Origin of the sequence: Streptomyces sp. NPDC127038 (genome assembly GCF_042725875.1) — a bacterium.
Lineage (GTDB): Bacteria > Actinomycetota > Actinomycetes > Streptomycetales > Streptomycetaceae > Streptomyces.
This window is the reverse complement of sequence record NZ_JBHXDQ010000083.1, coordinates 12,255-38,614: the sequence shown is the minus strand read 5'-3', so window position 1 is coordinate 38,614 and position 26,360 is coordinate 12,255. Positions and strand designations below refer to the sequence as shown.

Here is a 26,360-nt window from a genome sequence, read left to right as displayed (position 1 = left end):
CCCCGGGCCGGCGCCCGGTCATCCCTTGGTGGTGCCCGCGCGCAGCCGCTCGATCATGTGCCGGGTCGTCTCGATGGGGCTCTCCTCGGGCAGGTCCCGGGTGCGGGACGGCAGCGCCGCGTTGAGCTTGGCCACGTGGTCGTTCCAGTCCTCCTGGCCGGCGAAGGGGATCGTCTCGCCGTCCTGGTAGGAGGGGAAGGGGCGGTAGTTGTTCAGGCCGGCCGCGTCGGTTCCGCGTACCAGCAGCGGGTCGAGGTAGATGCCCTCGCTGTGGATGCGTGTGGTGGTCGCGATGTAGCCGATGTCCAGGCCGCAGCGCCGCTTGGCGGAGGTGTTGGCCTCCGAGTGGTGGAGCAGGTGGGGGTGGTGGATGGAGACGTCGCCGGGCCGGAGTTCGATGTCGACGACACCGGCCTTGTCGATCCACTCCCGCACGATGGTCTCGTCGGAGGCGGAGAAGAGCATGTTGTCGGTGTCGGTGCGCAGCGAGGGCTTGTGCAGCGGCAGCCGGTGGCTGCCGGGGATCATGCGCAGGCAGCCGTTCTGCGTGGTGCTCTCGTCGACGGCGAGCCACACCGTCAGCGCCTCCATCGGGCTGAGCGTCCAGTAGGCGCCGTCCTGGTGCCACAGCACGGGCTGCCCGTTGTAGGGGGGCTTGCAGATGTAGTGGGCGGTGAAGCAGGCCAGGTCGGGGCCGAGGAAGAACTCGGCGATGTCCACCAGGCGGGGGTCGGAGACCAGGCGGGCCCAGAAGGCGTCGTTGCGGATCAGCGGGTGGTGGAAGTGCTCGGGACGCAGGTCCGGGTATTTCCGGGTGAGCCAGTCGACGTGGGCGGCCGTCTCCTCCAGGAGCTCCTGGGGAATGACATCGCGGATGATGGAGAAGCCCTGCTCGGCGTATTCCTTCGCCGCCTTCTCCAGTACGCCTTCGTCAAGTGTGGTCATGCGTCAGCTCCTTCTCGGGTGTCGGGTACCGCGTGCCGCGCGGAAAAGGCGTGGAGGCGCCCCCGGGCGTACGGTCCGCCGGTTCCGTGGATTTCGGCGCGGGCCGCGTGCGGGGGGGCGAATGGAGGGTCGACGCGGCATCGCCTTGATATGCGGCCGCTCGTCATCGGGGCGGGCCGCGCGAAATGCGGCTCGTGGCCCGGCTGTTCGCCGGGGAATGCCGGCCGGTCTCGGTGGCGGTCCCCGGGCCTTCGCACGGCTCGCCCGTCGGTTCCCTACTCTCTTGGCCGCCCGAGGGGGTGTCAACATCTCGTGGAAATCAAGGCTTTCTCGATGCCGTACCCGCGTTTCGGGTATTGCGTGGCCGGCCGGTCCGGATGCCGATCCGCTCTGTCCCGCTGACGGGACAGTGTGCGCGGGCGGCCGTTTCGCCGGCGGCGCGGTGTGCCGCAGCAGCGGGATTCGATCGCTTCTCCAGTCATCGTCTTTCAGCGTTCGAGGGGGCCCGCATATGTTCTTGAGAATCCCGACGAGGCATTCAACCGACACCAGCTCAGGGCTGAGTTGTCCGGCGGACGAGGATGACGTGAATATGTCCAATCAAGCAGGGCCGTTCCGGCTGAGTGTCACCGACCTGCACGCGTCGGTCGACGATCCCGCGCTCACTTCCATGACGCTGCTCAACGAACTCGCCGGACGGTATCCGGACGCGGTGTCGTTCTCCGCGGGGCGCCCGTTCGAGGGCTTCTACGACGTCGACGACCTCGCGCGTCATCTGGCGACGTTCCGCGGCCATCTGGAGGACGAGAAGGGGCTCGGCGCGGAGCAGGTGCGGCGCACGTTCTTCCAGTACGGGCGCACGAAGGGGTTCATCCACGAGCTCATCGCACGCCAGCTGGAGGTCGACGAGGGCCTGCAGGTCGACCCGGAGAGCATCGTGGTGACCACCGGCTGCCAGGAGGCGATGGTGCTGCTGCTGCGGGCGCTGGTCCGCGACGCCCGTGACGTGATCCTGGCCGCCACCCCCAACTACGTCGGGTTCATCGGCGCGGCCCGGGTGGCCGGCGCTCCGGTGCGGTCGGTGCGGGAGCACGAGGGGGGCATCGATCTGGAGGACCTGGAGCGGCAGATACGGGCCGCGCGGAGCGAGGGCCTGCGGCCGCGTGCCTGTTACGTCGTCCCCGACTTCGCCAACCCCAGTGGCGCGAGCATGTCCCTGGCGGACCGGATCGCCCTGCTGGAGCTGGCGCGGCGGGAGGGGATCCTCGTCATCGAGGACAACCCGTACTCCCTCTTCCGTGCGGGCGGATCCCCGCTGCCCATGCTCAAGGCCCTGGACGAGCGGCGGCAGGTGGTCCACCTCGGGTCGTTCGCGAAGTCCGCGTTCGCCGGCGCCCGGGTGGGCTATGTGATCGCGGACCAGCCGGTGACGGCGCCGGGCGCCGCGGGGCGGGAGCCGGTGCTGCTGGCCGACCTGCTCGCCCGGCTCAAGAGCATGGTCACGCTCAACACCTCGACGGTGGCGCAGGCGGTGATCGGCGGGTACCTGCTGGAGAACGGGTGCAGCCTCAAGCGGGCCACCGCCCGTGAGGCCGAGGTCTACCGCCGTAATCTGGCGACCCTGCTGGAGCGTCTGCGGTCGGTCTTCGCCCCGGTGCCGGGCGCCGGGCAGGACGTCTCGTGGAACACGCCCGAGGGCGGCATGTTCGTCGTGCTGACGCTGCCGTTCCGGGCGGACGACGCGATGCTGGAGTACTCGGCGTCCCGGTTCGGTGTCCTGTGGACGCCGATGGACCACTTCTACGGCGGCACGTCCGGGTTCCACCAGGCCCGGCTCTCCTTCAGCGTGCTCACCCCCGAGGAGATCGCCCTGGGAGTGGAGCGGCTGGGCGCGCTCGTCCAGGACCAGCGCGCCCGGCACCTGCCCGTCGCGCACCCGCGGCCCGGCCGGCTGCTGGAACCGCAGAGCGCCTGACTCCCGAGGACCCCGCTGCCGCGAGGGGGTTCTTGCGGTTCGTCGCGCGGCATGAATCCGCCCCGGCGAAATAATTCGCCGGGGCGGATCGGGTGGGGGCGGCCGGTGGGTCAGGCGCGCTTCTTGAAGGTGGACAGGGCCCAGACGTAGCCGAGGACGGCGAAGCCGAGGCACCAGGCGACGGCCGTGATCGCGTCGCCGTGGTCGACGTGGCCGGCCAGCAGGCCGCGCAGGGTCTCGATGATCGGGGTGAAGGGCTGGTACTGGGCGAACTGCTTGACGCCGGCGCCCATCGTGTCCGCGGGCACGAACGCGCTGCTCAGGAACGGCAGCATGATCAGCGGCACGGTGGCCAGGCCCGCCGACTCGGTGGTCTTGGCCGCCAGGCCCATGGCGACGGTGAGCCAGCTGGCGCCGACGGCCAGGAGCACGAACAGGCCGAACACGCCGAGCCAGTCCAGGGCGCTCGCCTTGGGGTCGAATCCCATCGCGAAGGCCACGCCGACGATGGCGGCGGAGGCCACCAGGCAGCGCACGGTGGTGACGACGACGTGTCCGGTGAGCATGGCTCCGCGGGAGACGTCCATGGTCTTGAACCGGTTGATGATGCCCTTGGTCATGTCGTCGTTCACGGCCGTCGCGGTGGCCCCCAGGCCGTAGCTGACGGCCATCACGAGCAGGCCCGGCGTCGCGTAGTCGATGTAGTGCTGGCCGACGCTGAACGCGCCGCCGAACACCTTGACGAACATCAGCATGATGACGATCGGGAACAGGACCGCGTTGAACATCGTGGTGGGGTTGCGCAGGGTGTGCTTCACGTTGCGGCGCAACATGATGCTCGAGTCGGCGAACGCCGTCGCGACCGTGCTCATCGCGCGATCGCCTCCTTCTTCTTGCTCGTGTCCTCGGCCGCCCCGGTGTCCTTGCCGGTGTTCTCGGTCAGGGCGAGGAAGACGTCGTCGAGGTCGGGGGTGTGCACGGAGAATTCCTGTGCGTCGATGGTGTGTTCGTCGAGGCGGTCCAGCAGGGCCCGCAGCGACCGGGACCGGCCGTCGCTGGGCACCTGCAGGATCAGCTCCTCCTCGTCGCGCGTGGAGTCGGCGAAGATCCGCGCGGCGGCGTCGAGCTGGAGGATGTCGGAGAACCGGAGCCGTACGTGGGTGCCGGGGATCTGGCGCTTGAGCTCGTCGGCCGTGCCCTGGGCCACCAGGCGGCCCTGGTTGAGGACGGCGATGCGGTCGGCGAGCTGGTCGGCCTCCTCCAGGTACTGGGTGGTGAGGAAGATGGTGGTGCCCTCGGCCACCAGCTCGCGGACGATCCCCCACAGCGTGCGCCGGCTGCGCGGGTCGAGACCCGTCGTCGGCTCGTCGAGGAAGATGATCTGCGGGCTGCCGACGAGGGTCATCGCCAGGTCCAGCTTGCGGCGCATACCACCGGAGTAGGTCGCCGCCAGCTTGTCCGCCGACTCCCCCAGGTCGAACCGCTCCAGCAGCCGGTCGACCACCTGGCCCGCGGACCGCACGCGCTTGAGGTCCGCCATCAGCTGCAGGTTCTCGCGGCCGGACAGCAGATCGTCCACTGCGGCGAACTGGCCGGTCACGCCGATGGCGGCGCGTACCTCCTTGGTCGCGGTCGCCACGTCGTGCCCGGCGACGCGCACGGTCCCCGCGTCGGCGGTGAGCAGCGTCGTGAGGACGTTCACCGTAGTCGTCTTGCCCGCTCCGTTGGGACCGAGCAGGGAGAAGACCGATCCCGCGGCGACTTCGAAGTCGATGCCGTCGAGCACGGCCTTGTCGCCATATGCCTTGCGCAGCCCTGTCACTGCGATAGCGGAACTCTTCATGCCCCCACTGTCGGACCGGTGACTGACAAGGCCCTGTCACACCGCTGACACGGTCCTCGAGTCCTCCTCGACGGCACGCACGTCCGCGCCGCAAGCGGAATCCGGGACGTGCGCGGGCGGCGGGGCCGGCCCCGGGGCGCCCTGGAGCAGGCGGCGGGGCCGGCCGGCGGCGAACGCGGGAAGGGCGTCCGCCGGAGCGGACGCCCTTCCCGTACACCGCGGCCCGGCGGCCGTGCGCGTTCAGCGGTCCCGGGCGCACTCCGTCTCGATCAGGTCCAGGATCTCCCGGCCCCGGTCGACCAGGTACATGTGGTCGCCGGGGAACTCGGCGCAGCCGAACGCGGCCGTGGTCGCGTCCCGCCACTGGCGGGCCTCGGCGGCGGTGACCAGGCCGTCGGCCTCGCCGCGCAGCGAGGTGATGGGCACGGACACCGGGTCGTCGGTGCTGGGGACGTAGGCCTCGTGCATCTCGCAGTCGGCCTGGAGGGTGGGCAGGATCAGTTCCCGCATCTCCGGGTGGTCCAGGGCCTCGTGCCGGAACCCGGCGAACTCCTCGACGCGGGCGAGGAATTCGTCGCCCTCAAGGCCCGCCGCGCGGCGCTCGCGCTGGGTCCAGGGCCCCGGTGAGCCGCTGACGACCAGCCGTTGGACGGGGATGCCCCGGGCGCCCAGCAGGTGCACCAGTTCGTAGGCGAGGACCGCGCCCAGGCTGTGCCCGAAGAGCACGACCGGCCCGCTCCCGCCGAGGCCGGCGACGACGGTGTCGATCTCGGTCTTGGCCGCCTCGACGACGTTGCGGTACGGCTCGTCGAGGATCCGCCGTTCCCGGCCGGGCAGTTCGACCGAGGTCACCCGCCACCGGCCGGCGGCCAGGTCCTGCCAGGGGTGGAAGAAGGAGGGGCCCGCTCCGGCGAACGGCACGCACAGCAGTGTGGTCCGCTCCCCCGTCTCTCCTGTGCTCACGTCGGCCGGTTCCTCTCGCTCGTAGGCCGTTTCGCCCGGCCCGGTCACCGCTCTGCCAGCTTCCGGGCGATGACCCGCATGATCTGGCCGGCGGGCTTGGGCATGTGCAGGTCGTGGTGGGTGGCGTCGATGTCGTACTCCTCGATGGTGCCGAGGACGTGCGGGCGCCAGTCGGGGCCGTAGGAGGTGAGTCCGTCGACCTTGTCCAGCCTGGCGTTGAAATACAGCACGTCGCCGCGGTAGACCGGTGACTCGAAGACACCCATCTTCTGGAGGTTGTTGGCGCCCACCTGCGACATGGTGTCGAGGAAGGCGTCCATGTTGCCGGTGTTCATGAACTTGCCGAAGACCTCCTCGACGTCGGCGCGGTAGAGCTCCTTGGTGCGGCCGGCGACCTCGCGGAAGCCGTTGTCCGCGCGGGAGTTGGCGGGCTGGGAGTCCAGGACGGCGATGAGGCCGACCTCCAGGCCGCGCCGGTCCATCGCCTCGGCGACGGCGTGCGCGATGGGCCCGCCGAAGGACCAGCCGATCAGGTAGTAGGGGCCTTCGGGCTGGACGGCGAGGATCTGCTCCAGGTAGTCCTCGACCATCTCCTCCACCGACTGCGCCATCGGCTCCTTGCCGTTGGAGCCGCGGGACTGCAGGGAGTAGGCCGGCCGGTCGGGCACGTGGGGCGCGAAGGTGAAGAACGCCCAGCCCAGGCCGCCGCCGCCGTGGAAGAACCACACCGGTTCCTTGCCCGTGCCCGGGTCGCGGTTCAGCGGCAGCACCACGTCGAAGGAGTCGTCGTGGTTGCCGGGGATCCCGCCGATGAGCAGCAGCGCCGCGAGTTCGGCCACGGTCGGGTACTGGATGATCGTGCGCAGCGGCATGTCGACGCCGAAGTGCTTGCGGATGCGGGCGCTGAGCCGGGTGGCGAGCAGGGAGTGCCCGCCCAGGGCGAAGAAGTCGTCGTCGATGCCGACCCGCTCCAGTTTGAGGAGTTCGGCGAAGAAGGAGCACAGCTGCTCCTCGTGGGAGTTGCGGGGCTCGCCCTTGCTGACGGTGGTGGTGTGTTCCGCGGGCAGCGCGGCCCGGTCGATCTTGCCGGCCGGGTTCAGCGGGAGCTGGGACAGCGGGACCATCGCGGCCGGGACCATGTAGTCCGGCAGGCGTGCGCCGAGGTAGGCGGGCAGTTCGGCCAGCAGCGGGCCGATGGCCGTGGCCAGCGCGGGTGTGCTGGTGCGGGCGCGTCCGGCGACGCCGCTGGGGACGAACGATCCGGTGACGGTCCGCCGCGGGGGCAGCAGGACCGCGTCGAAGCCGTGGACGGTCTCGCCCGACCAGGTCAGGACGGCGTCCAGGCCCCGGCCGCGGGCCCAGGCGGTGACGTCCTCGGGGTCCAGCGGCCGGCCGGTGGGGGCGTCCTCGGCGACGGTGCCGGCGAAGACGGCCGCGGCGGCCTCCTCCACCAGGCGCGCGTTGGGGATCCCCGTCACCCGCACCGGGCCTTCGCCCGCCCGCTCCAGGTGTCCGGTGAGCCGGTCGAGGGCGGAGAGCTCGCCGCCCCACGGCAGGGTGGGCGCACCGCTCAGGTCGAGGGCGTCCTCGAGGTCCTTGTGCAGGACGACCTCGTAGCGGTGGCGGGTCAGCGCGTTGTGCGCCGGCCCGGCCTTGAGCCGGATGTCGGCGCCGGTGTGGTGGCGGGCCGCCCACTCGGCGAACCACTCGGGGGCGACGAGCAGTTCCCGCTCGGCCAGCAGCGCCTGTTCCACGGCCGCCCGGATCTCCTCGTGGGAGGCGTAGGGCTGCCGGGCGCGCTGTTCGGCCGTCGCCAGGATCCGCTGGGTGGCGGCGTTGCGGACGTCGCCGACGATGATCCGGCCGCCGGGTCCGAGGAGGTCCAGGGCCTGGGTGAGGACCTGGTCGAGGTGGTCGGCGCTCGGGAGGTACTGGACCACCGAGTCCAGGACGACGGTGTCGAAGCCTTCCTGGGGCAGGCCGGTGAGGTCGTCGGCGGCCTGGACGGTGAGACGGACCCGGTCGCCGTGGCCGGCCGCCTCGGCCTGGGCGCGCAGGCGCTCGACGGCCGTGGCGGACAGGTCGGTGCCCCAGTAGGCGTCGACCTGGCCGGCGATCCGGGACAGGAGCAGGCCGGAGCCCACGCCGATCTCCAGCACCCGGCGCGGCGCGTGGCGCAGGACGTGGTCGGCCGCGGCGTCCTGCCACTGGAGCAGCTGCTCGTGCGGGACGGGTTCGCCGGTGTAGACGTTCTTGAAGGGCTGGAAGTCCTCGCCCCAGGTCTCGTCGGCGGCGTCCGCGTGGGCGTCGTCGTGGATCCGGCGCCACTCCTCCACCTGGGCGGATACGTCGGTGACGGCGGTGTCGGGATCGGGTTCGATGTAGGCGACCAGGCGCTGGTCGCCCTTCTGGTCCTCGCGGACCACGACGGCGGCCTGGGCCACCGAGGGGTGTCCGGACAGGACGTGGTCGATCTCGCCGAGTTCGATGCGGAAGCCGCGGACCTTGACCTGGGAGTCGGTCCGGCCCAGGTATTCGACCTGGCCGTCCTTGTTCCACTTCACCAGGTCACCCGTGCGATACATACGGGCCCCGGCCGGGCCGAACGGACAGGCCACGAAGCGTTCCGAGGTCAGGCCGGTCTGGCGGAGGTAGCCGCGGGCCAGGCAGGTCCCGGCCAGATAGAGCTCGCCCGCGACACCGGGAGCGACCGGGCGCAGGGCCTGGTCGAGGATGTACACCTGGTTGTTCCAGATGGGGGTGCCGATCGGGACGCGGTCGGCGCCGGGGACGTGCTGCCAGCCGGTGACCTCGACGGTCGCCTCGGTCGGCCCGTACAAGTTGTTCGCCGAGCAGCCGGGCAGCAGCTCGGTGAAACGGTTGGCGAGGGCGGCGGGGAACGCCTCGGCGGCGACCTCGATCCAGCGCAGGCTGGAGCAGTTCGCCGCGGTGGGTTCGGTGACGAACGCGGACAGCAGGGAGGGCACGAAGAACGCGGCGGTCACCTGCTCGCGCTGGATCAACTCGGCCAGATACGCCGGATCCCGGCGACCCTCCGCACTGGCCACCACCACCGAGGCACCGGTCTGCAGGTTGGAGAACATCTCCGGCACCGAGGCGTCGAAACTCGCCGACGTACTCATCAGCATCCGGTCCTCGACCGTGACCGCGAAGTGCTCCAGACCCCACTCGATCCGGTTCGTGATCGAACGGTGCGCCACCGGAACACCCTTGGGCCCACCGGTGGAACCCGACGTGAAGATCACGTAGGCGGCGTTCTCCGGCGACAGCGTGCGCGAGGGGTCGGTGTCCGGATACCCCGACACGTCCGGCAGGACGTCCTCAAGGAGCAGCAGCGGGTCCGCGACGGCGAGGATATGGCGTACGCGCTCGGCTGGCAGCTCGGTGTCCAGCGGCACGTAGGCGGCACCGGCCTTGACGATGCCGTACACCGCCACCAGCAGGTCGACCGAGCGGGGGATCTTCACCGCGACCAACTGCTCCGGCCCTGCGCCCTGTTCGATCAGCCAGTGCGCGAGCCGGTTGGCGCGGGCGTTGAACTGGGCGTAGGTCAGGCTCTCGTGCTCGCCGATCACCGCCACACGCTCCGGAGTGCGGGCCACCTGCGCCTCGAACGCGTCCGGCAGGGTGGTCGCGGCGACCGGGCGCGCTGTGGCGTTGACCCGCCGCACCAGCCGCTCACGCTCCTGCTCCCCCAGCACCTCGATCGCACCGATCGGGGCCCGGGGAGCCGCCGCGACCTGCTCCAGGACCCGGACGAACCGGTCGGCGAGGGCTTCGGCGGTGTCGCGGTCGAAGAGCTGGGTGGCGTACATGAGGTCGCCGCGCAGTGCGCCGGTGGTGTCGTAGGCGAGGCTGAAGAACAGGTCGGCCAGGGAGGTGTTGGTGAGGTACTGCTCGAACTCGACCTTGAGTCCGGGCAGTTCGAAGTCGGCCTTCTCGAAGCTCTGCCAGGCGAACATGACCTGGAACAGGGGCTGGTAGGAGGTGGAGCGTTCGGGGTTGATCAGTTCGACCAGGGTCTCGAAGGGCACGTCCTGGTGCTCGTAGGCCGCCAGCGCCTTGTCGCGGACCTGTGGGAGCAGGTCGGTGAAGGAGGGGTTGCCGGTGAGGTCGACGCGCAGGACCTGGGTGTTGACGAACAGGCCGACCAGGTCGGCGAGTCCTTCGTCGGTGCGTCCGGCGATCGGGTTGCCGATGGTGACGTCCTGGCCGCCGCTGAGTTTGCCCAGCAGGACCGCGAGCGCGGCCTGCACGACCATCGACATGGTCATGCCGCGTTCGTCGGCGAGTTTCTGGAGGCGGGCCGCGACCTCGGGTTCGACCCGCAGCGGGAGGGAGTCGCCCTTGGAGTCGCGGGCCGCGGGCCGCGGGCGGTCCAGCGGCAGGCTCAGCGGCTGCGGTACGCCGGTCAGTTCCTTGCGCCAGTGGTTGGCCTGGGCGGCGGCCAGCGAGCCGGGGTCGGTGACGTCGCCGAGGAGTTCGCGCTGCCACAGCGCGTAGTCCTTGTAGGTGACGGCGAGCGGCTCGTAGACGGGTGCGGTGCCGGCGAGGCGGGCGGTGTAGGCGGTGGTCAGGTCGCGGGCGAGGGGGCCGCCGGAGACGCCGTCGGAGGCGATGTGGTGGATGAGCAGGACCAGGACGTGTTCCTCGGGCGAGCAGCGGAACAGGCGGACCCGGAAGGGGATGTCGGCCATGAGGTCGAAGCGGTGCGCGATGAAGGCGTCGACCTCGGCGTCGAGGCGGCCGGGTGCCACGTCGACGACGGGCACGTCGACGGGTGCCTGGGCGGCGGGCAGGATCCGCTGGTGGGGTTCGTCGTTGTCGTCGAGCACGTAGGTGGTGCGCAGGGTCTCGTGGCGGGCGACGACGTCCTGGATCGCGGCGGTCAGGGCGGCTTCGTCCAGCGGGCCCTTGAGCCGGAAGGCCGGGGAGATGTTGTAGGTCTCGGCCCCGCCCTCCAGCTGGTGCGTGAGCCACATGCGGCGCTGTGCGAAGGAAAGCGGAATCACGGGGTCTGCTCCTCTGGGATCATCCTGCGGAGAGCGGGGCGAAGGGGTACGGCCGATTCCTCCGACCAGGCGGCGAGCGCCGCGACCGTCGGCAGGTCGAAGATCTTGCGGATGGGGATCTCCATCCCGATCTCGGCGCGGGCGCGGGTGATCAGGCGGGTGGCGAGCAGGGAGTGCCCGCCGAGTTCGAAGAAGCCGTCGTCGGCTCCGACCTTCTCCAGGCCGAGGACCTCGGCGAACAGGCGGGCCAGTGCCTGTTCGCGGGGGGTGGCGGGTGCCCGGTAGGGGGTGGCGGAGGTGAGGTCGGGTGCGGGCAGGGCCTTGAGGTCGAGTTTGCCGTTGGGTGACAGCGGCAGCCGCTCCAGCGGTACGTAGGCGGCGGGCACCATGTACTCGGGCAGCCGGTCGGCGAGGTGTCGTTGGATCTCGGCGGCGTCCGGCACGCTCGCGCCCTCGGCGGGGACGAGGTAGGCGGCCAGGTAGGGGGTGGTGTCGCCGGGCTGCTGGGTGACGACGGCGACCTGGGCGATGTCCGGGTGGGTGGTCAGGGCGGCCTCGACCTCGGCGGGTTCCACCCGGTAGCCGCGGATCTTGACCTGGGTGTCGATGCGGCCCAGGTGCTGGAGCTGTCCGTCGGGGGTGAAGCGGGCCAGGTCGCCGGTGCGGTACATCCGGGAGCCGGCGGGTCCGTGGGGGTCGGGGACGAACCGGTCGGCGGTCAGGGCCGGCTGGCGGTGGTAGCCGCGTCCGGCGCCCGCCAGGTACAGCTCGCCCGGGGTGCCCGCGGGCAGCAGGCCGAGGCCGGGGCCGAGGATGTAGGCCCGTACGCCGGGGAAGGGACGGCCGATGGGCACGCCGGTGGGGTAGGGCTCGTCGGGGTCGAGGAGGAAGCCGGTGGCGTAGAACGTCTCGCTGGGGCCGTAGCTGTTGATGACGCGGGCCTTGGGCCAGCGGGTGCGGACCCGTTCGGCGAGGACCGGGGTGAGGACCTCTCCGGAGATGTTCAGTGCGGTGGGGTCGATGCGGCCGGCGAGCTGGTCGACGAGTTCGGCGAAGGCGGAGGGCACCGAGCAGATGACGTCGACGTCCCAGTGGTCGCGTTCGGCCAGTTCCAGCACGTCGCGGACGATCTCGGCGGTGCCGCCGCGGGTGAGGGCCGCGAACGTCTCGAAGGTGGCGACGTCGAAGCCGAAGGAGGCGGCGACCAGGACGCGCCGTCCGTCCTCGGCGCCGGCCTGGGCGACCATCGTGTCCACGGCGTTGACGACGGTGGACTGGGTGACGCCCACGCCCTTGGGCACGCCGGTGGAGCCGGAGGTGTAGATGACGTAGGCGAGGCTGTCGGGGCCTGCCTTGGGGCGCGGCGCGGTGCCGGAGGTGTCCGCGGGCGCCGCCGTGAGGTCGATGTCGTCCAGGAGCAGGACGGGGATGTCGGTGGCGGGGACGAGGGGGCGGGTGGCGGTGTCGGTCAGGACCAGGTGGGGGCGGGCGGTGGGCAGGACGTGCGGGAGGCGGGCGGCGGCGTAGGCGGGGTCGACGGGCAGGTAGGCGCCGCCCGCCTTGAGCACGCCCAGCAGGGCCACGACCATGTTCACGGTGCGGGGCAGGACCAGGCCGACGACGGTCTCGGGGCCGACGCCGTGCCGGGTCAGCTCGGCGGCCAGGGCCTCGGCGCGGGCGTCGAGTTCGGCGTACGTCAGTGACCGGCCGACGGCGACCACGGCGGTCTTGTCGGGGAGGCGGGCCGCCTGTGCCTCGACCAGTTCGGTGAGCGTGACGCGGCGGGCGCGGGCGGCGTCCTCGTCGAAGGGGGCCAGCATCCGTTCGCGTTCGCCGTCCTGGAGGGCGTCGACGCGTGCGGTCCTCAGCGTGGGGTCGGCCGCGAGCTGGCGCAGGAAGCGCACCAGGCGGTCGGCGTAGGTGCGGACGGTGTCCCGGTCGAAGACGGACGGCGCGTACTGGATGACGAGCTGGAGGTGCGGGTCGGCCGCCGCCGTCAGGCACAGCGTGTAGTGGTTGCCGGCGAAGGGGCGCAGGCCGGTGAAGGTGATGCCGTCGGCGGCGTCGCTGGCGTCCTCCAGGCCCTCCCGGTCGACGGGGTAGGACTCGAAGACGACCAGGGTGTCGAACAGGGACCGTACTCCGGCGGACTTCTGGATCTCGGCGAGCCCGTGGTGGTGGTGCTCGGCCAGGGCGGCCTGGCGGCGCTGGAGCCGGTGGAGGACCTCGCCGACGGTGTCGCCGGGCGCGTAGGAGACCCGTACGGGAAGGGTGTTGATGAACATGCCGACCATCGACTCCACGTCCGTCACGGCGGGCGGGCGTCCGGAGACGGTCGCGCCGAACACGACGTCCTGGCGGCCGGTGAGCTGGCCCAGGAGCAGTGCCCAGGCGCCCTGGACCAGGGTGTTGACGGTGATGCCCAGTTCGGAGGAGCGGCGCACCAGTTCGTGGGCCTCCTCGATCGGCAGGGCGACCTCGACCTGGTCGCGGACGCCGTCGTCGGTGTCCGCGGAGTCGGGGGCGAGCAGGGCGGGCTCGTCGATCCCGTCGAGTTCGGCCGCCCAGGCCCGGGCGGACTCCTCGGGGTCCTGGCGGGTGAGCCAGGTCAGGAAGTCGCCGTAGTCGCGGGGGGCGGGCAGGTCGCGGGGGTCGCCGTCGGAGGCGTAGAGGAGCAGCAGGTCCTGCATCAGCAGCGGGGTGGACCAGCCGTCGTAGAGGGCGTGGTGGGCGGTCAGGACGAGTTCGGGGCGGTCGGGGTCCAGGACGGCCAGGGCCAGGCGCAGCAGCGGCGGCCGGCCGGCGTCGAAGTGGTCCTGCTGGTCGTGGGTGAGGAACTCCTCGAACCTGCGGGTGCGTTCGGCTTCGTCGAGGGCGGTCAGGTCGAGGTGCTGCCAGGGCAGGGGCACCGTCCGGGGGATCACCTGGACGAGGTCGCCGTCGGCGCGGTCGACGAACGCGGCGCGCAGGACGGCGTGGCGGTCCAGGAGTGCCTGTCCGGCGCGGCGCATCCGTTCGGGGTCGACCCGGCCGGACAGGTGGAAGACCAGCTGGATGTGGTAGGGGTCGCGTGCGGCGCCGGCGAGTTTGGCCTGGAAGAGGATCCCGGACTGGGCGGGGGTCGCGGGCCAGATCCTGGCGAGCTTGCCGAAGCGGGTCTCCCAGGCGTCGATCTCGTTCTGGCCGACGCCGACCAGGGGTGCGTCGCTGGGGGTGAGGCCGCCGGCGTGGGGGGTGGCGGCGTGGCGGGCCAGGGCGGTCAGGGCCTGGGTCCACAGGCCGGCCAGTTCGGTGACGTCCTCGCGGGTGAGGACGCCGGTGGGGAAGCCGAAGTAGGCGGTCAGTTCGTCGCCGGCGCCGGTGTCGGTGGCCACCGCGTTGATCTCCAGCGCGGACAGGACGGGCATGTCCGGGTCGGGGGCGGCGATCAGGTCGCGGTGGGTGGTGTCGGGGGTGAAGCCCAGGCCCCGCAGGTGTTCGGGGATGTCGGCGCCGGAGGCCTTGCCGAGGTAGTTGAAGCCGATCTGCGGGCGGCGCAGGCGGGCCAGCGCGGGTGCGGTCCTGGCGTTGAGGTGGCGCAGCAGGCCGTAGCCCATGCCGTGGTCGGGGACGGCCCGCAGTTGTTCCTTGACGGCCTTGACGGCCCGGCCGGCGGCCGCGCCGCCGGCGAACGCGTCGGCGAGGTCGATGCCGGTGACGTCCAGGGCGACGGGGTACATGGCGGTGAACCAGCCGACGGTGGCGGACAGGTCGGCGCCGGGCACGAGGTGGTCCTCGCGGCCGTGGCCCTCCAGGCGGACCAGGGCCGGGGCGGCGCCGATGCCGCGGGTGCGGCGCCAGCGGGCCAGGGCCAGGGCGAGGGCGGCGAGGAGGCCGTCGTCGGCGCCGCCGCCGAAGAGGGCGGGCACGGTGTCGAGGAGGGTGGCGGTGATGTCGGCGGGGAGCTGGACGCGGACGGTGTCGACGGTGGAGGTGACATCGCGGGCGGGGTCCAGCGGGCGGGCGCCGAGGACCGGTTCGTCGCCGGCGAGGGTCTTCTGCCAGAAGGGCAGTTCGGCGACCCGTGCGTCGGTGGCGGCCTGTTCGGCGAGCGCGTGGGTCCAGCGGCGCAGCGAGGTGCCGGTGCCGGCCGGCTGGGGTTCGAGGCCGCTGTCGACCCGCCGCCAGGCGTCGACCAGGTCGGGCAGCAGGATCCGCCAGGACACCCCGTCGACGACCAGGTGGTGCAGCACGATCAGCAGCCGGTCGGCCTGCGTGGCGGAGGTGAACCGTACGAACTGGGCCATCACGCCGGTGTCCGGGTCCAGGCGGTCCGCGGCGGCGTCCAGTTCGGTCTGTACCGTGGCGGCGTCGTAGGGGACTTCGTGGATCAGTGTGGCGGCGTCGACGGTGCCGGGCTCCTGCATGCGCAGGCCCTTCTCGGCCCGGTCCAGGTGGGAGCGCAGGGCGTCGTGCCGGTCCAGGAGTGCCTGGAGGGTGGCGGTCAGGGCGGCGCGGCCGATGCTCTGGGGCAGGGTGAGCAGTGCGGACATGCAGAACCGGCCGACGGGGCCGCCCAGGGCGAGGACGTGGGCGGCGGTCGGCGGCAGCGGGGCCCAGCCCACCCCGCCGCCGGGCAGCTCGGGCAGGGTCACCCGCTCCTCCTCGGCGCGGCCCTCGACCAGTTCGGCGAGCCGGGCGACGGTGCGGTGCTCGAAGATCTCCCGGGTGGTGACGAGGACGCCGCGGGTCTTGGCGCGGGCCACGACCTGGATGGAGCGGATGCTGTCGCCGCCGCCGGTGAAGAAGTCGTCGTCGACGCCGATCTGTCCGGCGCCCAGGACGTCGGCGTACACCTCGGCCAGGATCCGTTCGGTCCCGGTGCGCGGGGGGCGGTACTGGGCGCCGGTGAACTCCGGTGCGGGCAGGGCGGCGCGGTCCAGTTTCCCGTTCGCGGTCAGGGGGAGGCGGTCGAGGACGACCAGTTGGGCGGGCACCATGTAGTCGGGCAGCCGCTTGGCCGCGAAGCGGCGCAGGTCGGCCACCGACACGCTGGCGTTGATGTCCACGTCGCCGTCCGCGGCGGCGGCGCTCACCTGGGCCACGTAGCCGACGAGCCGCTTGGTTCCGCTGTGGTCCGCGCACACCGTCACGACGGCCTGGGCGACGGCGGGGTGCTGGGCCAGGACGGTCTCGATCTCGGTCGGCTCGACGCGGATGCCGTTCACCTTGACCTGGTCGTCGGCGCGTCCGGCGTACCTGAGGCGGCCGTGGGTGTCCCAGCGGGCGAGGTCGCCGGTGCGGTACATGCGGGTGCCGGGCGGGCCGAAGGGGCAGGGCACGAAGCGTTCGGCGGTGGCGGCCGGGCCCTGGTGGTAGCCGCGGGCGAGGTGGCCGGCGACGTACAGTTCCCCGGTCACGCCCGGCGGGGCCGGGGTGAGTTCGGGTCCCAGGACGTGGGCGCGCATGTTGGCGAGCGGGGTGCCGACCGGTACCGCGCCGGTCCCGGTCCACTCCTTCGGGACGGTGAAGGTGGAGGTGTAGAAGCTCTCCGTCTGGCCGTAGGCGTTGACGACGCGGGTGCCGGGCAGGGCCCGGCGGATCTTGGCGGCGGTGTCGGCGGAGAGCGCCTCGCCGGCCAGGACGACGGTGTCGACGTCGAGCCGCAGGCCGGGGGCGCCGTCGGTGGCGACCTGGTCGAGGAGTGCGGAGAACACGGTGGGTACGGCGCTGATGGTGGTGCCGGACCAACTGTCGCGTTCGGCGAGTTCGAGGACGTCGCGGACGATCTCGACGCTCGCGCCGCGGGTCAGGGCGGTGAAGATCTCGAAGACGGAGACGTCGAAGTTCACCGAGGTCGCGGCGAGCATCCGGGAGCCCGGCTCGATGTCGAGGCGCCGGGCCAGGTCCTGTACGCCGTTGACGACTCCGGCGTGGGTGACGGCGACGCCCTTGGGGGTGCCGGTCGAGCCGGAGGTGAACATCACGTAGGCGAGGTGGTCCGGGCGCACTCCGGACGTCGTGGCGTCGACGACGGGGCCGTCCGGCTCCGTCTCGAGGTCCAGGTCGTCGAGGTGCAGGAGCCGCTGCGGGCCCTTGGCCACGGTGCCGGCCGTCGCGTGGTCGGTCACCACCAGGGCCGGGTCGGCGGTGGTGAGCAGGAGGTCGACGCGCGCGGACGGGTAGCCGGGGTCGATGGGCAGGTAGGCGCCGCCGGCCTTGAGGACGGCGAGGAGGGCGACGGCCAGGTCCGTGGAGCGGGGCAGGGCGACGGCGACCAGGACGTCGGGCCCCACGCCGCGCTCGCGCAGTACGGCGGCCAGCCGGCCGGAGCGGGTCTCCAGTTCGCGGTAGGAGAGCCGGGACGGACCGCAGAGCACCGCGGTCGCGTCCGGTGTCCGCGCCGCCTGGGCGGCGACCAGTTCCGTCACCGTCGCGCCCCGCACGGGTGCGGCCGTGTCGTTGAGCCGGTGCAGCCGCTCCTGTTCGGCCGCGGTGAGCACGTCCACGTGGCCCAGGCGTGTGCCGGGGGCGGCGACGACCTGGCGCAGGATGCGGACGTAGCGGTCGACGAGGCTCTGGGCGGTGGCGTGGTCGAACAGTTCCGTCGCGTACTCCAGCCGTCCGTAGGCGCGGCCGGAGGGGTCGGGGACGATGTTGAAGAAGAGGTCGAACTTGGCGGTGTCGGTGCCCAGCGGGACGGGGGTGACCTTGAGGCCGGGGATCTCCAGCGGGGACCAGGCGAACTGCCAGGCCAGCATGACCTGGAAGAGCGGCTGGTAGGCGGTGGTGCGGTCGGGGTTGAGGAGTTCGACCAGGTGCTCGAAGGGGACGTCCTGGTTGTCGTAGGCGCCGAGCGCGCGGTCGCGGACCTGGTCCAGCAGGTCGCCGAAGGTGGGGTTGCGGGAGAGGTCGACGCGCAGCACCCAGGTGTTGGCGAAGAAGCCGATGAGGTCTTCGAGCTGTTCGTCGGGGCGGCCTTCGATGGGGCTGCCGATGGTGAGGTCGTTGCCGGCGCCGAGGTGGTGCAGCAGGACCGCGAGGGCGGCCTGGGCGACCATCGGCGCGGTGGCGCCGTGTTCGGCGGCCAGGCGGCCGATGCCGGCGACGGTCTCGGGTTCGAGTTCGAGGTCGACATGGCCGCCGCGGTGGCCGGCCGATGTCGGCCGCGGGCGGTCGAGCGGCAGCTGGACCGGCTGCGGTACTCCGCTCAACTCCTGCCGCCAGTAGTCGAGTTGTTCGAAGGCGACGCTGTCGGGGTCGTCCTCGTCGCCGAGCATCTGCCGCTGCCAGACGGTGTAGTCCTTGTACTGCACGGCCAGCGGCTGCCAGTCGGGGGCCTCGCCGCGGCCGCGGGCGGCGTAGGCGGTGAGCAGGTCGCGCAGGAACGGGGCCATGGAGGCGCCGTCCGCGGCGACGTGGTGGAAGACGAACACGAGCACGTGCTCGTGCGCGGAGAGGCGGAAGACGCGGGTGCGCAGCGGCAGGTCCGCATCCAGCTCGAAGCCCTCGCCCACGAAGCGCCGCATCGCCTCGTCCACCGCGTCCGCGGCCACGTCGGTCACCCGGAAGGAGAGGTCCGCCTCCCCGGGCTCCAGGATGCGCTGCTCCGGTGTGCCGTCCTGCCTCTCGACGAGCAGGGTGCGCAGGCTCTCGTGCCGGGTGGTGACGTCGGTCACCGCCGCGGCCAGGGCCCGGGTGTCCAGCGGCCCGTCCAGGCGCAGCACGAACGGGATGTTGTACGTCGCGGACGGCCCCTCCAGTCGGTGGAGGAACCACAGCCGACGCTGGGCGAAGGACAACGGGATCATCGTGCTACTCCTAAACGTTCATCTGTCGCAGCTGGAGGCGGTTCGACTTGGCCGACTTCTCGATCCGGGCCGCCAGTTCGGCGACGGTGGGGCTGCGGAACACGGTCGTGACCTTCACCTCGACGCCGAGTTCGTTGCGGATGCGGCCGACCAGCCGGGTGGCCAGCAGCGAGTGCCCGCCGTTGTCGAAGAAGTCGACGTCGACGCCGACCTCGTCGGCCCCGAGGAGTTCGGCGAACAGCCGGCACAGGACTTCCTCGTTGTGGTTGCGCGGTCCTCGCCCGGTGGCGGTCGCGGCGCGGTCCGGTGCGGGCAGGGCGCCCCGGTCGAGTTTTCCGCTGGGGGTCAGGGGCAGGCCGGCGAGCGGGACGAGGGCGGTGGGGACCATGTACTCCGGCAGCCGTTCGCGGGCCAGGGCGGTCAGGGCCGCCAGGTCGAGGGCGGCGGGGCCGGTGCTGGCGGCGGGCACGAGGTAGGCGACGAGCCGCTGGTCGCCGGGGTGGTCCTCGCGGACGAGGGCGACGGCGCTGTCGATGTCCGGGTGGGAGGCGAGGGCCTGTTCGATCTCGCCGAGTTCGATGCGGAAGCCGCGGAGCTTGACCTGGAAGTCGGAGCGGCCGATGTACTCGACCTGGCCGTCCTCGCTCCAGCGCACGACGTCGCCGGTGCGGTACATGCGGGTGCCGGGCGGGCCGAAGGGGCAGGCCACGAAGCGGCCGGCGGTCAGCGCGGTGCGGCCGAGGTAGCCGCGGGCGAGCTGGTCGCCGGCGAGGTAGAGCTCTGCGGTGACTCCGGCGGGGACCGGGCGCAGGGCGGCGTCCAGGACGTAGACCTGGGTGTTCCACACCGGGGTGCCGATCGGGAGGCGGCCGCTGCCGGGGACGTACCGGTGGGCGGTGACCTCGACGGCGGCCTCGGTGGGCCCGTAGAGGTTGTTGGCGGTGCAGTTCGGGAGCAGTTCGGTGAAGCGGTCGGCGAGCGCGGGCGGGAACGCCTCGCCGGCGACCTCGATCCAGCGCAGGCTGGTGCAGTCCTTGGCGGAGGGTTCGGCGACGAAGGCCTCCAGCAGGGAGGGGACGAAGTCGGCGCCGGTGACCTTCTCGCGTCGCATCAGGTCGGCCAGGTAGGCGGGGTCGCGGCGTCCGTCGGGGCGGGCGACGACGACGGCGGCGCCGGCCTGGAGGGGGGCGAACAGTTCCGGCACCGACACGTCGAAGCTGGCCGTGGTGCTGAGCAGTACCCGGTCCTGGGGGGTGACGTCGAAGTGCGCGAGTCCCCAGGCGAGCCGGTTCATGATGGCCCGGTGGGCGACCGGGACGCCCTTGGGGCCGCCGGTGGAGCCGGAGGTGAAGATGGCGTAGGCGGCGTTGTCCGGTGACAGGGTGCGGGCGGGGTCGGTGCCGGGGCGGCCGGTGACGTCCGGGAGGGTCTGGTCCAGGACCAGCAGCGGCCGGGCGCTGTCCAGGACGTGGCGGACCCGGTCCTCGGGGAGTTCGGTGTCGATGGGCAGGTAGGCGGCGCCGGCCTTGACGACGGCGTAGATCGCCACCATCAGGTCCACGGAGCGGGGGATCTTCACCGCGACCAGTTGCTCGGGGCCGGCGCCCTGTTCGATCAGCCAGTGGGCGAGCCGGTTGGCGCGGGTGTTGAACTCGGCGTAGGTGAGCCGTTCGTGTTCGCCGATCACCGCGATGCGGTCGGGGTCGCGTGCCACCTGTGCCTCGAACGCGTCGGGCAGGGTGGTGGGGGTGAGCGGGTGCGCGGTGTCGTTGATCCGCCGTACCAGGTGGTCGTGTTCGTCCCGGCCCAGTACGTCGACGGCGGCGAGGGGGACGGTGGGGTCCTGGAGCACCTGGTCCAGGACGCGGACGAGCCGGGCGGCGACGGTCTGGGCGGCCCGGTGGCCGTAGAGGTTCTTCTGGTAGTCGAGGGACAGGCGCAGGTAGGGGTCGGAGGAGTTGAGGGTGAGGGGGTAGTGGGAGCCGGCGAACGGGCGGATGGCGTCGATCGTGAAGCCGGCTGAGGTGTTGGCGTCGACGATGCCCTCGCGGTCGACGGGGTAGTTCTCGAACACCACGATCGTGTCGAACAGGGAGGGCAGGCCGGTGCCGCGCTGGATGTCGGCCAGGCCGTAGTAGTGGTGGTCGAGGAGGGCGATCTGCCGGTTCTGCAGGTCGGTGATGACCTCGGCGAGGCTGAGGTCGGGCCGGCACAGGGCCCTGGTCGGCAGGGAGTTGATGAACAGGCCGACCATCTCGTCGCTGCCGGTCAGGTCGGCGGGGCGGCCGTTGACGGCGGCGCCGAACACCACGTCGTGCTGCCCGGTCAGCTTCGAGATCAGCACCGCCCAGGCGCCCTGGAGCAGGGTGTTGAGGGTGACGCCGAGCTGTGCGGCGCGCCGGGCCAGTTCGCGGCCCTTGTCGATGGACAGCGGTACCTCGACGCGTCCGAGGGAGGATGCCTCTCCCTGGGCGGTGAGGTCCGCGGCGACGAGGGTCGGCTCGTCGAATCCGTCGAGTTCGGCCTTCCAGCGGGCGGCGGAGGCCTCCTTGTCCTGCCGGTTCAGCCAGGCCAGGTAGTCGCCGTAGGAGCGGACGGGTGCGAGGTCCGTGGTGCCGGCGTACAGCCTCACCAGGTCGGTGATCACCAGCGGTGAGGACCAGCCGTCGAAGAGGGTGTGGTGGGCGGTGAGGACGAGCTTGGCCTGGCGGGGGCCGCAGGTGAGCAGGGCCAGGCGCAGCAGGGGCGGCCGGGTGGGGTCGAGCCGGTCGGCGCGGTCGGCGGCGAGTGCCCGGTCCAGTGCGGTGTTCTGTTCGGCCTCGGTGCGGCCGGTCAGGTCCAGGTGCCGCCAGGGCAGGGTGACGTGCTGGGCGACGACCTGGACGGGTTCGCCGTCGGCGCTGGTCGTGAACGCGGAGCGCAGGTTGGGGTAGCGCTCCAGGAGGGCCTGTCCGGCGGCGCGCATGCGGTCGGGGTCGACGGGTCCGCTCAGGTGCAGCACGAACTGCATGTGGTAGACGTCGAAGGTGTCTTCGGCGAGTGCCGCCTGGAACTGGATGCCGGACTGTCCGGGAGCCTGCGGCCATATGTGCAGCAGCGGGCCGTAGCGCTCCTCCCAGGTCTCGATGTCGCGCTGGGCGACGGTGACCAGCGGGGCGTCGGAGGAGGTGAGGCCGCCGGCGTCGCCGGTGGCGGCGTAGGCGGCCATGCCGTGCAGCACCTTCACCCACAGCTCGGCCAGTTCCGAGGTCCGTTCGCGGGAGAGCACCCCGGTGGGGAACATGAACGCGGCCTGCAGGCGGGGGCCGTCGGCGGTGTCCGTGGCGACCGAGCTGACCTCCAGGGCGGACAGCGCGGGCAGGTCCGGGTCGGGTTCCGCGACGAGGTCGGCGGACCAGGGCGCCGGTCCCCATCCGCCGGTGCGCAGGTGTTCGGGCACGTCGGCGTCGGAGATCCGCCCGAGGTAGTTGAACCCGATCTGCGGGACGGGCAGGCCGGCGAGCTGATCGGCGGTCTCGGGGTTGAGGTGGCGCAGCAGCCCGTAGCCCAGGCCCTTGTCGGGGATCTCGCGCAGCTGCTCCTTGACCAGCTTGATCGCCTTCGCGGCGGCGGGGCCGCCGGCCAGCACGCCGTCCAGGTCGACCGCGCTCACGTCGACGCGGGCGGGGTACATGGTGGTGAACCAGCCGATCGTGCGGGAGAGGTCGGCGCCGGGGACGGCGTCCTCCTCGCGGCCGTGTCCTTCGAGGCGGACCAGGGTGGAGCCGTCGGCGGCGCGCCAGTGGTTCACGGCGAGGGCGAGCGCGGCGAGCAGGACGTCGGTGCCGGTGCCCTTGAACGCGGCGGGCAGGGTGGTCAGCACGGCGTCGGTGACGTCGGCGGGCAGCTGCACGCGTACGGTCTCGACGGTGGACCACAGGTCGCGTGCCGGGTCGAACGCCCGGGTGCCCAGCGGGGGGTTGGGGGATTCCAGGACGTCGCGCCAGTACGGCAGTTCCGCCTCGCGCGCCTCGGTGAGGGCCTCGTCGGCCAGGGCGGCGGCCCAGCGGCGGGCGGAGGTGCCGACGGCGGGCAGGTCGGGCGTGGTGCGGTCGCGGACCTGTTGCCAGGCCTCGGCGAGGTCCGACATGAGGATGCGCCAGGAGACGCCGTCGACGACCAGGTGGTGCAGGACCACGAGCAGCCTGCCCCGGCCCTGCCCGGTGGCGAACCAGACGAAGTCCGCCATGGTTCCGGCCGTGGGGTCGAGGCGGCCGACGGCGTCGTGGAGGTGCGCCTTCGCCTCGGCCGGTGCGGTGGGCCCGTCCCAGCGGCCGTCGCAGTCGACGCGGTGGATGAGGTCCGCCGCCCGTACGGTGCCGGCCGCTCGCACGAGGAGGGTGGGTTCGTCGCCGGGCACCAGCTGGGCGCGCAGCAGGTCGTGCCGGTCCAGGACGGCGTCCAGGGTCGCGGCGAGGCCGTCCGCGTCGATGCCCGGGGGCAGTTCGAGGACCATCGACATGGCGAACCGGTCGGTGCCGCCGCCGTGTTCGAACACGTGCCGGGCGACCGGTTGCAGCGGCATCGGTCCGACGCCGCCGCTGGCGTCCTCGGCCAGGACGGGGGTGTGGCCCTGGCGGGCGGAGGCCACCTCGGCGAGGCGGGCCGCGGTGCGGCACTCGAAGATCTCCCGGGTGGACAGTTCCAGGCCGCGGGCGCGGGCGCGGGCGACGACCTGGATGGAGCGCAGGCTGTCGCCGCCGACCGCGAAGAAGTCGTCGTCGGCGCCGACGCGTTCCACGCCCAGGACGTCGGCGTAGGCGGCGGTGATGACGGCCTCGGCCTCGGTGCGCGGCTCGCGGTAGGCCTCGCCGAGGAACTCCGGTTCGGGCAGGGCCGAGCGGTCGAGTTTGCCGGTCGGGCCGAGCGGGAGGCGGCCCAGGGCGACGAAGGCGGCGGGCACCATGTAGTCGGGCAGGCGCTGGGCGACGAACTTGCGCAGTTCGGCGGAGGAGGCTCCGGCCAGGACGTCGACGTCGCCGATGCCTCCGGCGCCGTCGTCGCCGACGGCTCCCTCGCCGGTGTGCACCACGTAGGCGACGAGTCGTCTGCCGCCCGCGGGGATCTCGCGGCTGATGACCACGGCCTCGCTGATCCCGGGGTGCCGGGTGATGGCGGCCTCGACCTCGGCGGTCTCGATGCGGAATCCGCGGATCTTGACCTGGCCGTCGCCGCGGCCGACGCATTCCAGCAGGCCCCGGGTGTTGCGGCGGGCCAGGTCGCCGGTGCGGTACATCCGTGAACCGGCGGGGCCGTAGGGGTCGGGGACGAACCGGTCGGCGGTCAGGGCGGCCCGGCCGTGGTAGCCGCGACCCAGGCAGCTGCCGGCGACGTACAGTTCGCCGACGACGCCGGGGGGCACCGGGGCGAGGCCCGGTCCAAGGACGTGGGCGCGCATGTTGCCCAGCGGGGTGCCGATGGGGGTGACGTCGGCGTCGTCGCCTTCCTCGGAGGGCGCGAGGGAGAAGGCGGTGGCGTAGAAACTCTCGCTCTGGCCGTAGGAGTTGACGATCCTGGCGGCGGGCAGGGCCTGGCGCAGCTGGCGCACCAGGCGGCCCGGGAGCAGGTCGCCGGCCAGGACGACGGTGTGGACGTCGGGTGCCTTGCCGAGGTGGGGGACGAGTTCGCCGATCACCGAGGGGACGCCGCTGATGACGTGCCCGTCCCAGTGGTCGCGTTCGGCCAGGGCGAGCGCGCTGGTGACGATCTCGGCGGTGCCGCCGGTGGTCAGGGTGGTCAGCAGCTCGAAGACGGAGACGTCGAAGTTGACGGAGGTGCCGGCCAGCATCCGCCAGCGGGGCGGGGCGTCCAGGACGCCGACCAGTTCCCGTACGCCGTCGACGACGCTTCGGTGGGTGATGGCGGCGCCCTTGGGCTTGCCCGTGGTGCCGGAGGTGTACATGACGTAGGCGAGGTTGTCCGGGCCGAGCGGTGCGCGGCGCGCCGTGGCGGCGGGGGCGCCGCTCGTCGGCCAGTCGGCGCGCCGGTCGAGGCGGACGACGGCGGCGATGCTGTCGGTGCCGGCGGCGGGGAGGTCCTGCCAGGTGGCGGTGTCGGTGACCGCGAAGCGCGGTGCCGCCTCGGTGAGGACGCTGTCGGCCCGGCCGCGGGCGTACTGCGGGTCCAGCGGTACGTAGCCGGCGCCGGACTTGAGGATCCCGAGCAGGCCGATCACCAGGTCCTCGGTGCGTGGCAGGGCGAGGACCGCCAGGTCCTCGGGGCCGGCTCCGTGACGGATGAGTTCGCGGGCGACGGCGTCGGCCCGTTCGTCCAGTTCGCGGTAGGTGAGGGTGCGTCCCTCGCAGGTGAGTGCGGGGGCGTCGGGGGTGCGGGCGGCCTGGCTCTCGAACAGCTGCGGGACGGTGGCCGCGGGCGCGGTGACGGTGCTGTCGCCGGCGGGGGCGAGCAGCTGCTCGCGTTCGGCGGCGTCGAGGACGTCGAGGGTGGAGATCGCGCGTGCGGGGTCGGCCACGAGCCGGCCCAGGACGCGGACGAAGCGCTGGGCGATGGCCTCGGCGGTGGCCCGGTCGAAGAGGCTGGTGGCGTACTCCAGCCGGCAGCGGGCGCCGCCGGCGTCGTCGGGCAGGAGGTCGAAGAACAGGTCGAACTTGGCGGTGGCGGTCTCCAGCCGTTCGACCTGGACGCCGAGGCCGGGCAGCTGGAGCGGCGGCACGGGCGGCTGCCAGGAGAGCATGACCTGGAAGAAGGGGTTGTAGGCGGTGGAGCGGTCGGGGTTGAGGAGTTCCACCAGCCGTTCGAAGGGCATGTCCTGGTTGTCGTAGGCGGCCAGCGAGCGGTCGCGGACCTGGCCGAGGAGGTCGTGGAAGGTCGGGTTGCGGGAGAGGTCGACGCGCAGCACCCAGGTGTTGACGAAGAAGCCGACCAGGTCGCGCAGTTCCTCGTCGGTGCGGTCGGTGATGGGCGCGCCGATGGACAGGTCGTCGCCGCAGCCGAGGTGGTGCAGGAGCACCGCGAGGGCCGCGTGCATGACCATCGAGACGGTGGTGTCCGCCGTGGTGGCCAGTTTCTCCACCGCGCCGAGCAGGCCGGGGTCGAGGACGAACGGGATCCGGTCGCCGGCGGGGCTCATCACCCGTGGCCGCGGGCGGTCGGTGGGCAGTGCCAGCGGCTGCGGCAGATCGGCCAGTTCCTTGGCCCAGTAGGCGAGTTGGCGGGCGGAGAGGCTGTCCGGGTCGGAGGAGTCGCCGAGTACGTCCCGCTGCCACAGCGTGTAGTCCGCGTACTGCACCGGCAGCGGCTCCCAGGCGGGTGCCCGGCCCTCGGCGCGGACGGCGTAGGCCGTGGTGAGGTCGCGGAACAGCGGTCCGAAGGACTCGCCGTCCACGGCGATGTGGTGCGCGACGACGACGAGGGTGTGCTCGTCCGGTGCCAGGCGCAGCAGCCGGGCGCGGATCGGGGTGTCGGCGGCCAGGTCGAAGGTGGCGGTGGCGGTCTCCTCGACGGCGGCGGCCAGGTCCTGCCCGGTGACGTCGGTGACGGTCAGGTCGAAGGGCCGCTCCTCCGGTGCCAGCACCCGCTGGTGCGGGACGCCGTCGCCGTCCTCGACGATCACGGTGCGCAGGACCTCGTGCCGGTCGACGACGTCACCGAGCGCCGCCCGGAGCGCGCCGGTGTCCAGGTCACCGGTCAGCCGCAGGGCGAAGGCGCCGTTGTAGGTCGGCGACGGGCCTTCGAACCGGTCCACGAACCACAGCCGGCGCTGCGCGAACGACAACGGGATCATTGTTTCTCCAAATCGGCGGAACCAGGAG

8 protein-coding genes are annotated in these 26,360 nt (G+C 72.4%); 1 reads left to right on the top strand and 7 read right to left on the bottom strand.

Going from position 1 to position 26,360, the window contains the following annotated elements; translation table 11 throughout:
* Window positions 1-18 precede the first annotated feature (18 nt).
* Window positions 19-945 (bottom strand): phytanoyl-CoA dioxygenase family protein, encoded by a 927-nt coding sequence (locus ACFWI4_RS36705; RefSeq protein ID WP_385392280.1) that lies wholly within the window; start codon window positions 943-945, stop codon window positions 19-21.
* A gap of 592 nt (window positions 946-1,537) precedes the next feature.
* Between ACFWI4_RS36705 and ACFWI4_RS36700 the strand changes: the two genes are divergently transcribed.
* Window positions 1,538-2,920, top strand: a complete 1,383-nt coding sequence (locus tag ACFWI4_RS36700) for a PLP-dependent aminotransferase family protein (protein WP_387205427.1) — start codon at window positions 1,538-1,540, stop codon at window positions 2,918-2,920.
* A gap of 110 nt (window positions 2,921-3,030) precedes the next feature.
* Here ACFWI4_RS36700 and ACFWI4_RS36695 read toward each other — a convergent pair whose 3' ends face one another.
* The 6 genes from ACFWI4_RS36695 to ACFWI4_RS36670 all read right to left on the bottom strand — a co-directional run bounded on the left by ACFWI4_RS36695 (window position 3,031) and on the right by ACFWI4_RS36670 (window position 26,332).
* Window positions 3,031-3,792, bottom strand: a complete 762-nt coding sequence (locus tag ACFWI4_RS36695; RefSeq protein ID WP_385392271.1) for an ABC transporter permease — start codon at window positions 3,790-3,792, stop codon at window positions 3,031-3,033.
* Window positions 3,789-4,763: an ATP-binding cassette domain-containing protein gene (locus ACFWI4_RS36690; protein WP_385392267.1), complete on the bottom strand. Its 975-nt coding sequence runs from the start codon at window positions 4,761-4,763 to the stop codon at window positions 3,789-3,791. The genes ACFWI4_RS36695 and ACFWI4_RS36690 overlap by 4 nt, the downstream gene beginning before the upstream one ends.
* Before the next feature lie 240 nt (window positions 4,764-5,003).
* On the bottom strand, window positions 5,004-5,726 hold the full coding sequence (locus ACFWI4_RS36685) for a thioesterase II family protein (protein WP_387205425.1): 723 nt from the start codon (window positions 5,724-5,726) through the stop codon (window positions 5,004-5,006).
* Between the two features lie 44 nt (window positions 5,727-5,770).
* The gene (locus ACFWI4_RS36680; RefSeq protein ID WP_387205423.1) at window positions 5,771-10,759 is read right to left on the bottom strand and encodes an amino acid adenylation domain-containing protein; all 4,989 of its coding nucleotides are present in this window, start codon (window positions 10,757-10,759) and stop codon (window positions 5,771-5,773) included.
* Entirely contained in the window at window positions 10,756-18,549 is a 7,794-nt protein-coding gene (locus tag ACFWI4_RS36675) for an amino acid adenylation domain-containing protein (protein WP_387205421.1), read from the bottom strand. Before ACFWI4_RS36675 ends, ACFWI4_RS36680 begins: the two co-directional genes overlap by 4 nt.
* A gap of 10 nt (window positions 18,550-18,559) precedes the next feature.
* Window positions 18,560-26,332 carry an amino acid adenylation domain-containing protein gene (locus ACFWI4_RS36670; RefSeq protein WP_387205419.1) on the bottom strand — a complete coding sequence of 2,591 codons (7,773 nt, stop codon included), beginning with the start codon at window positions 26,330-26,332 and terminating at the stop codon, window positions 18,560-18,562.
* Window positions 26,333-26,360 lie beyond the last annotated feature (28 nt).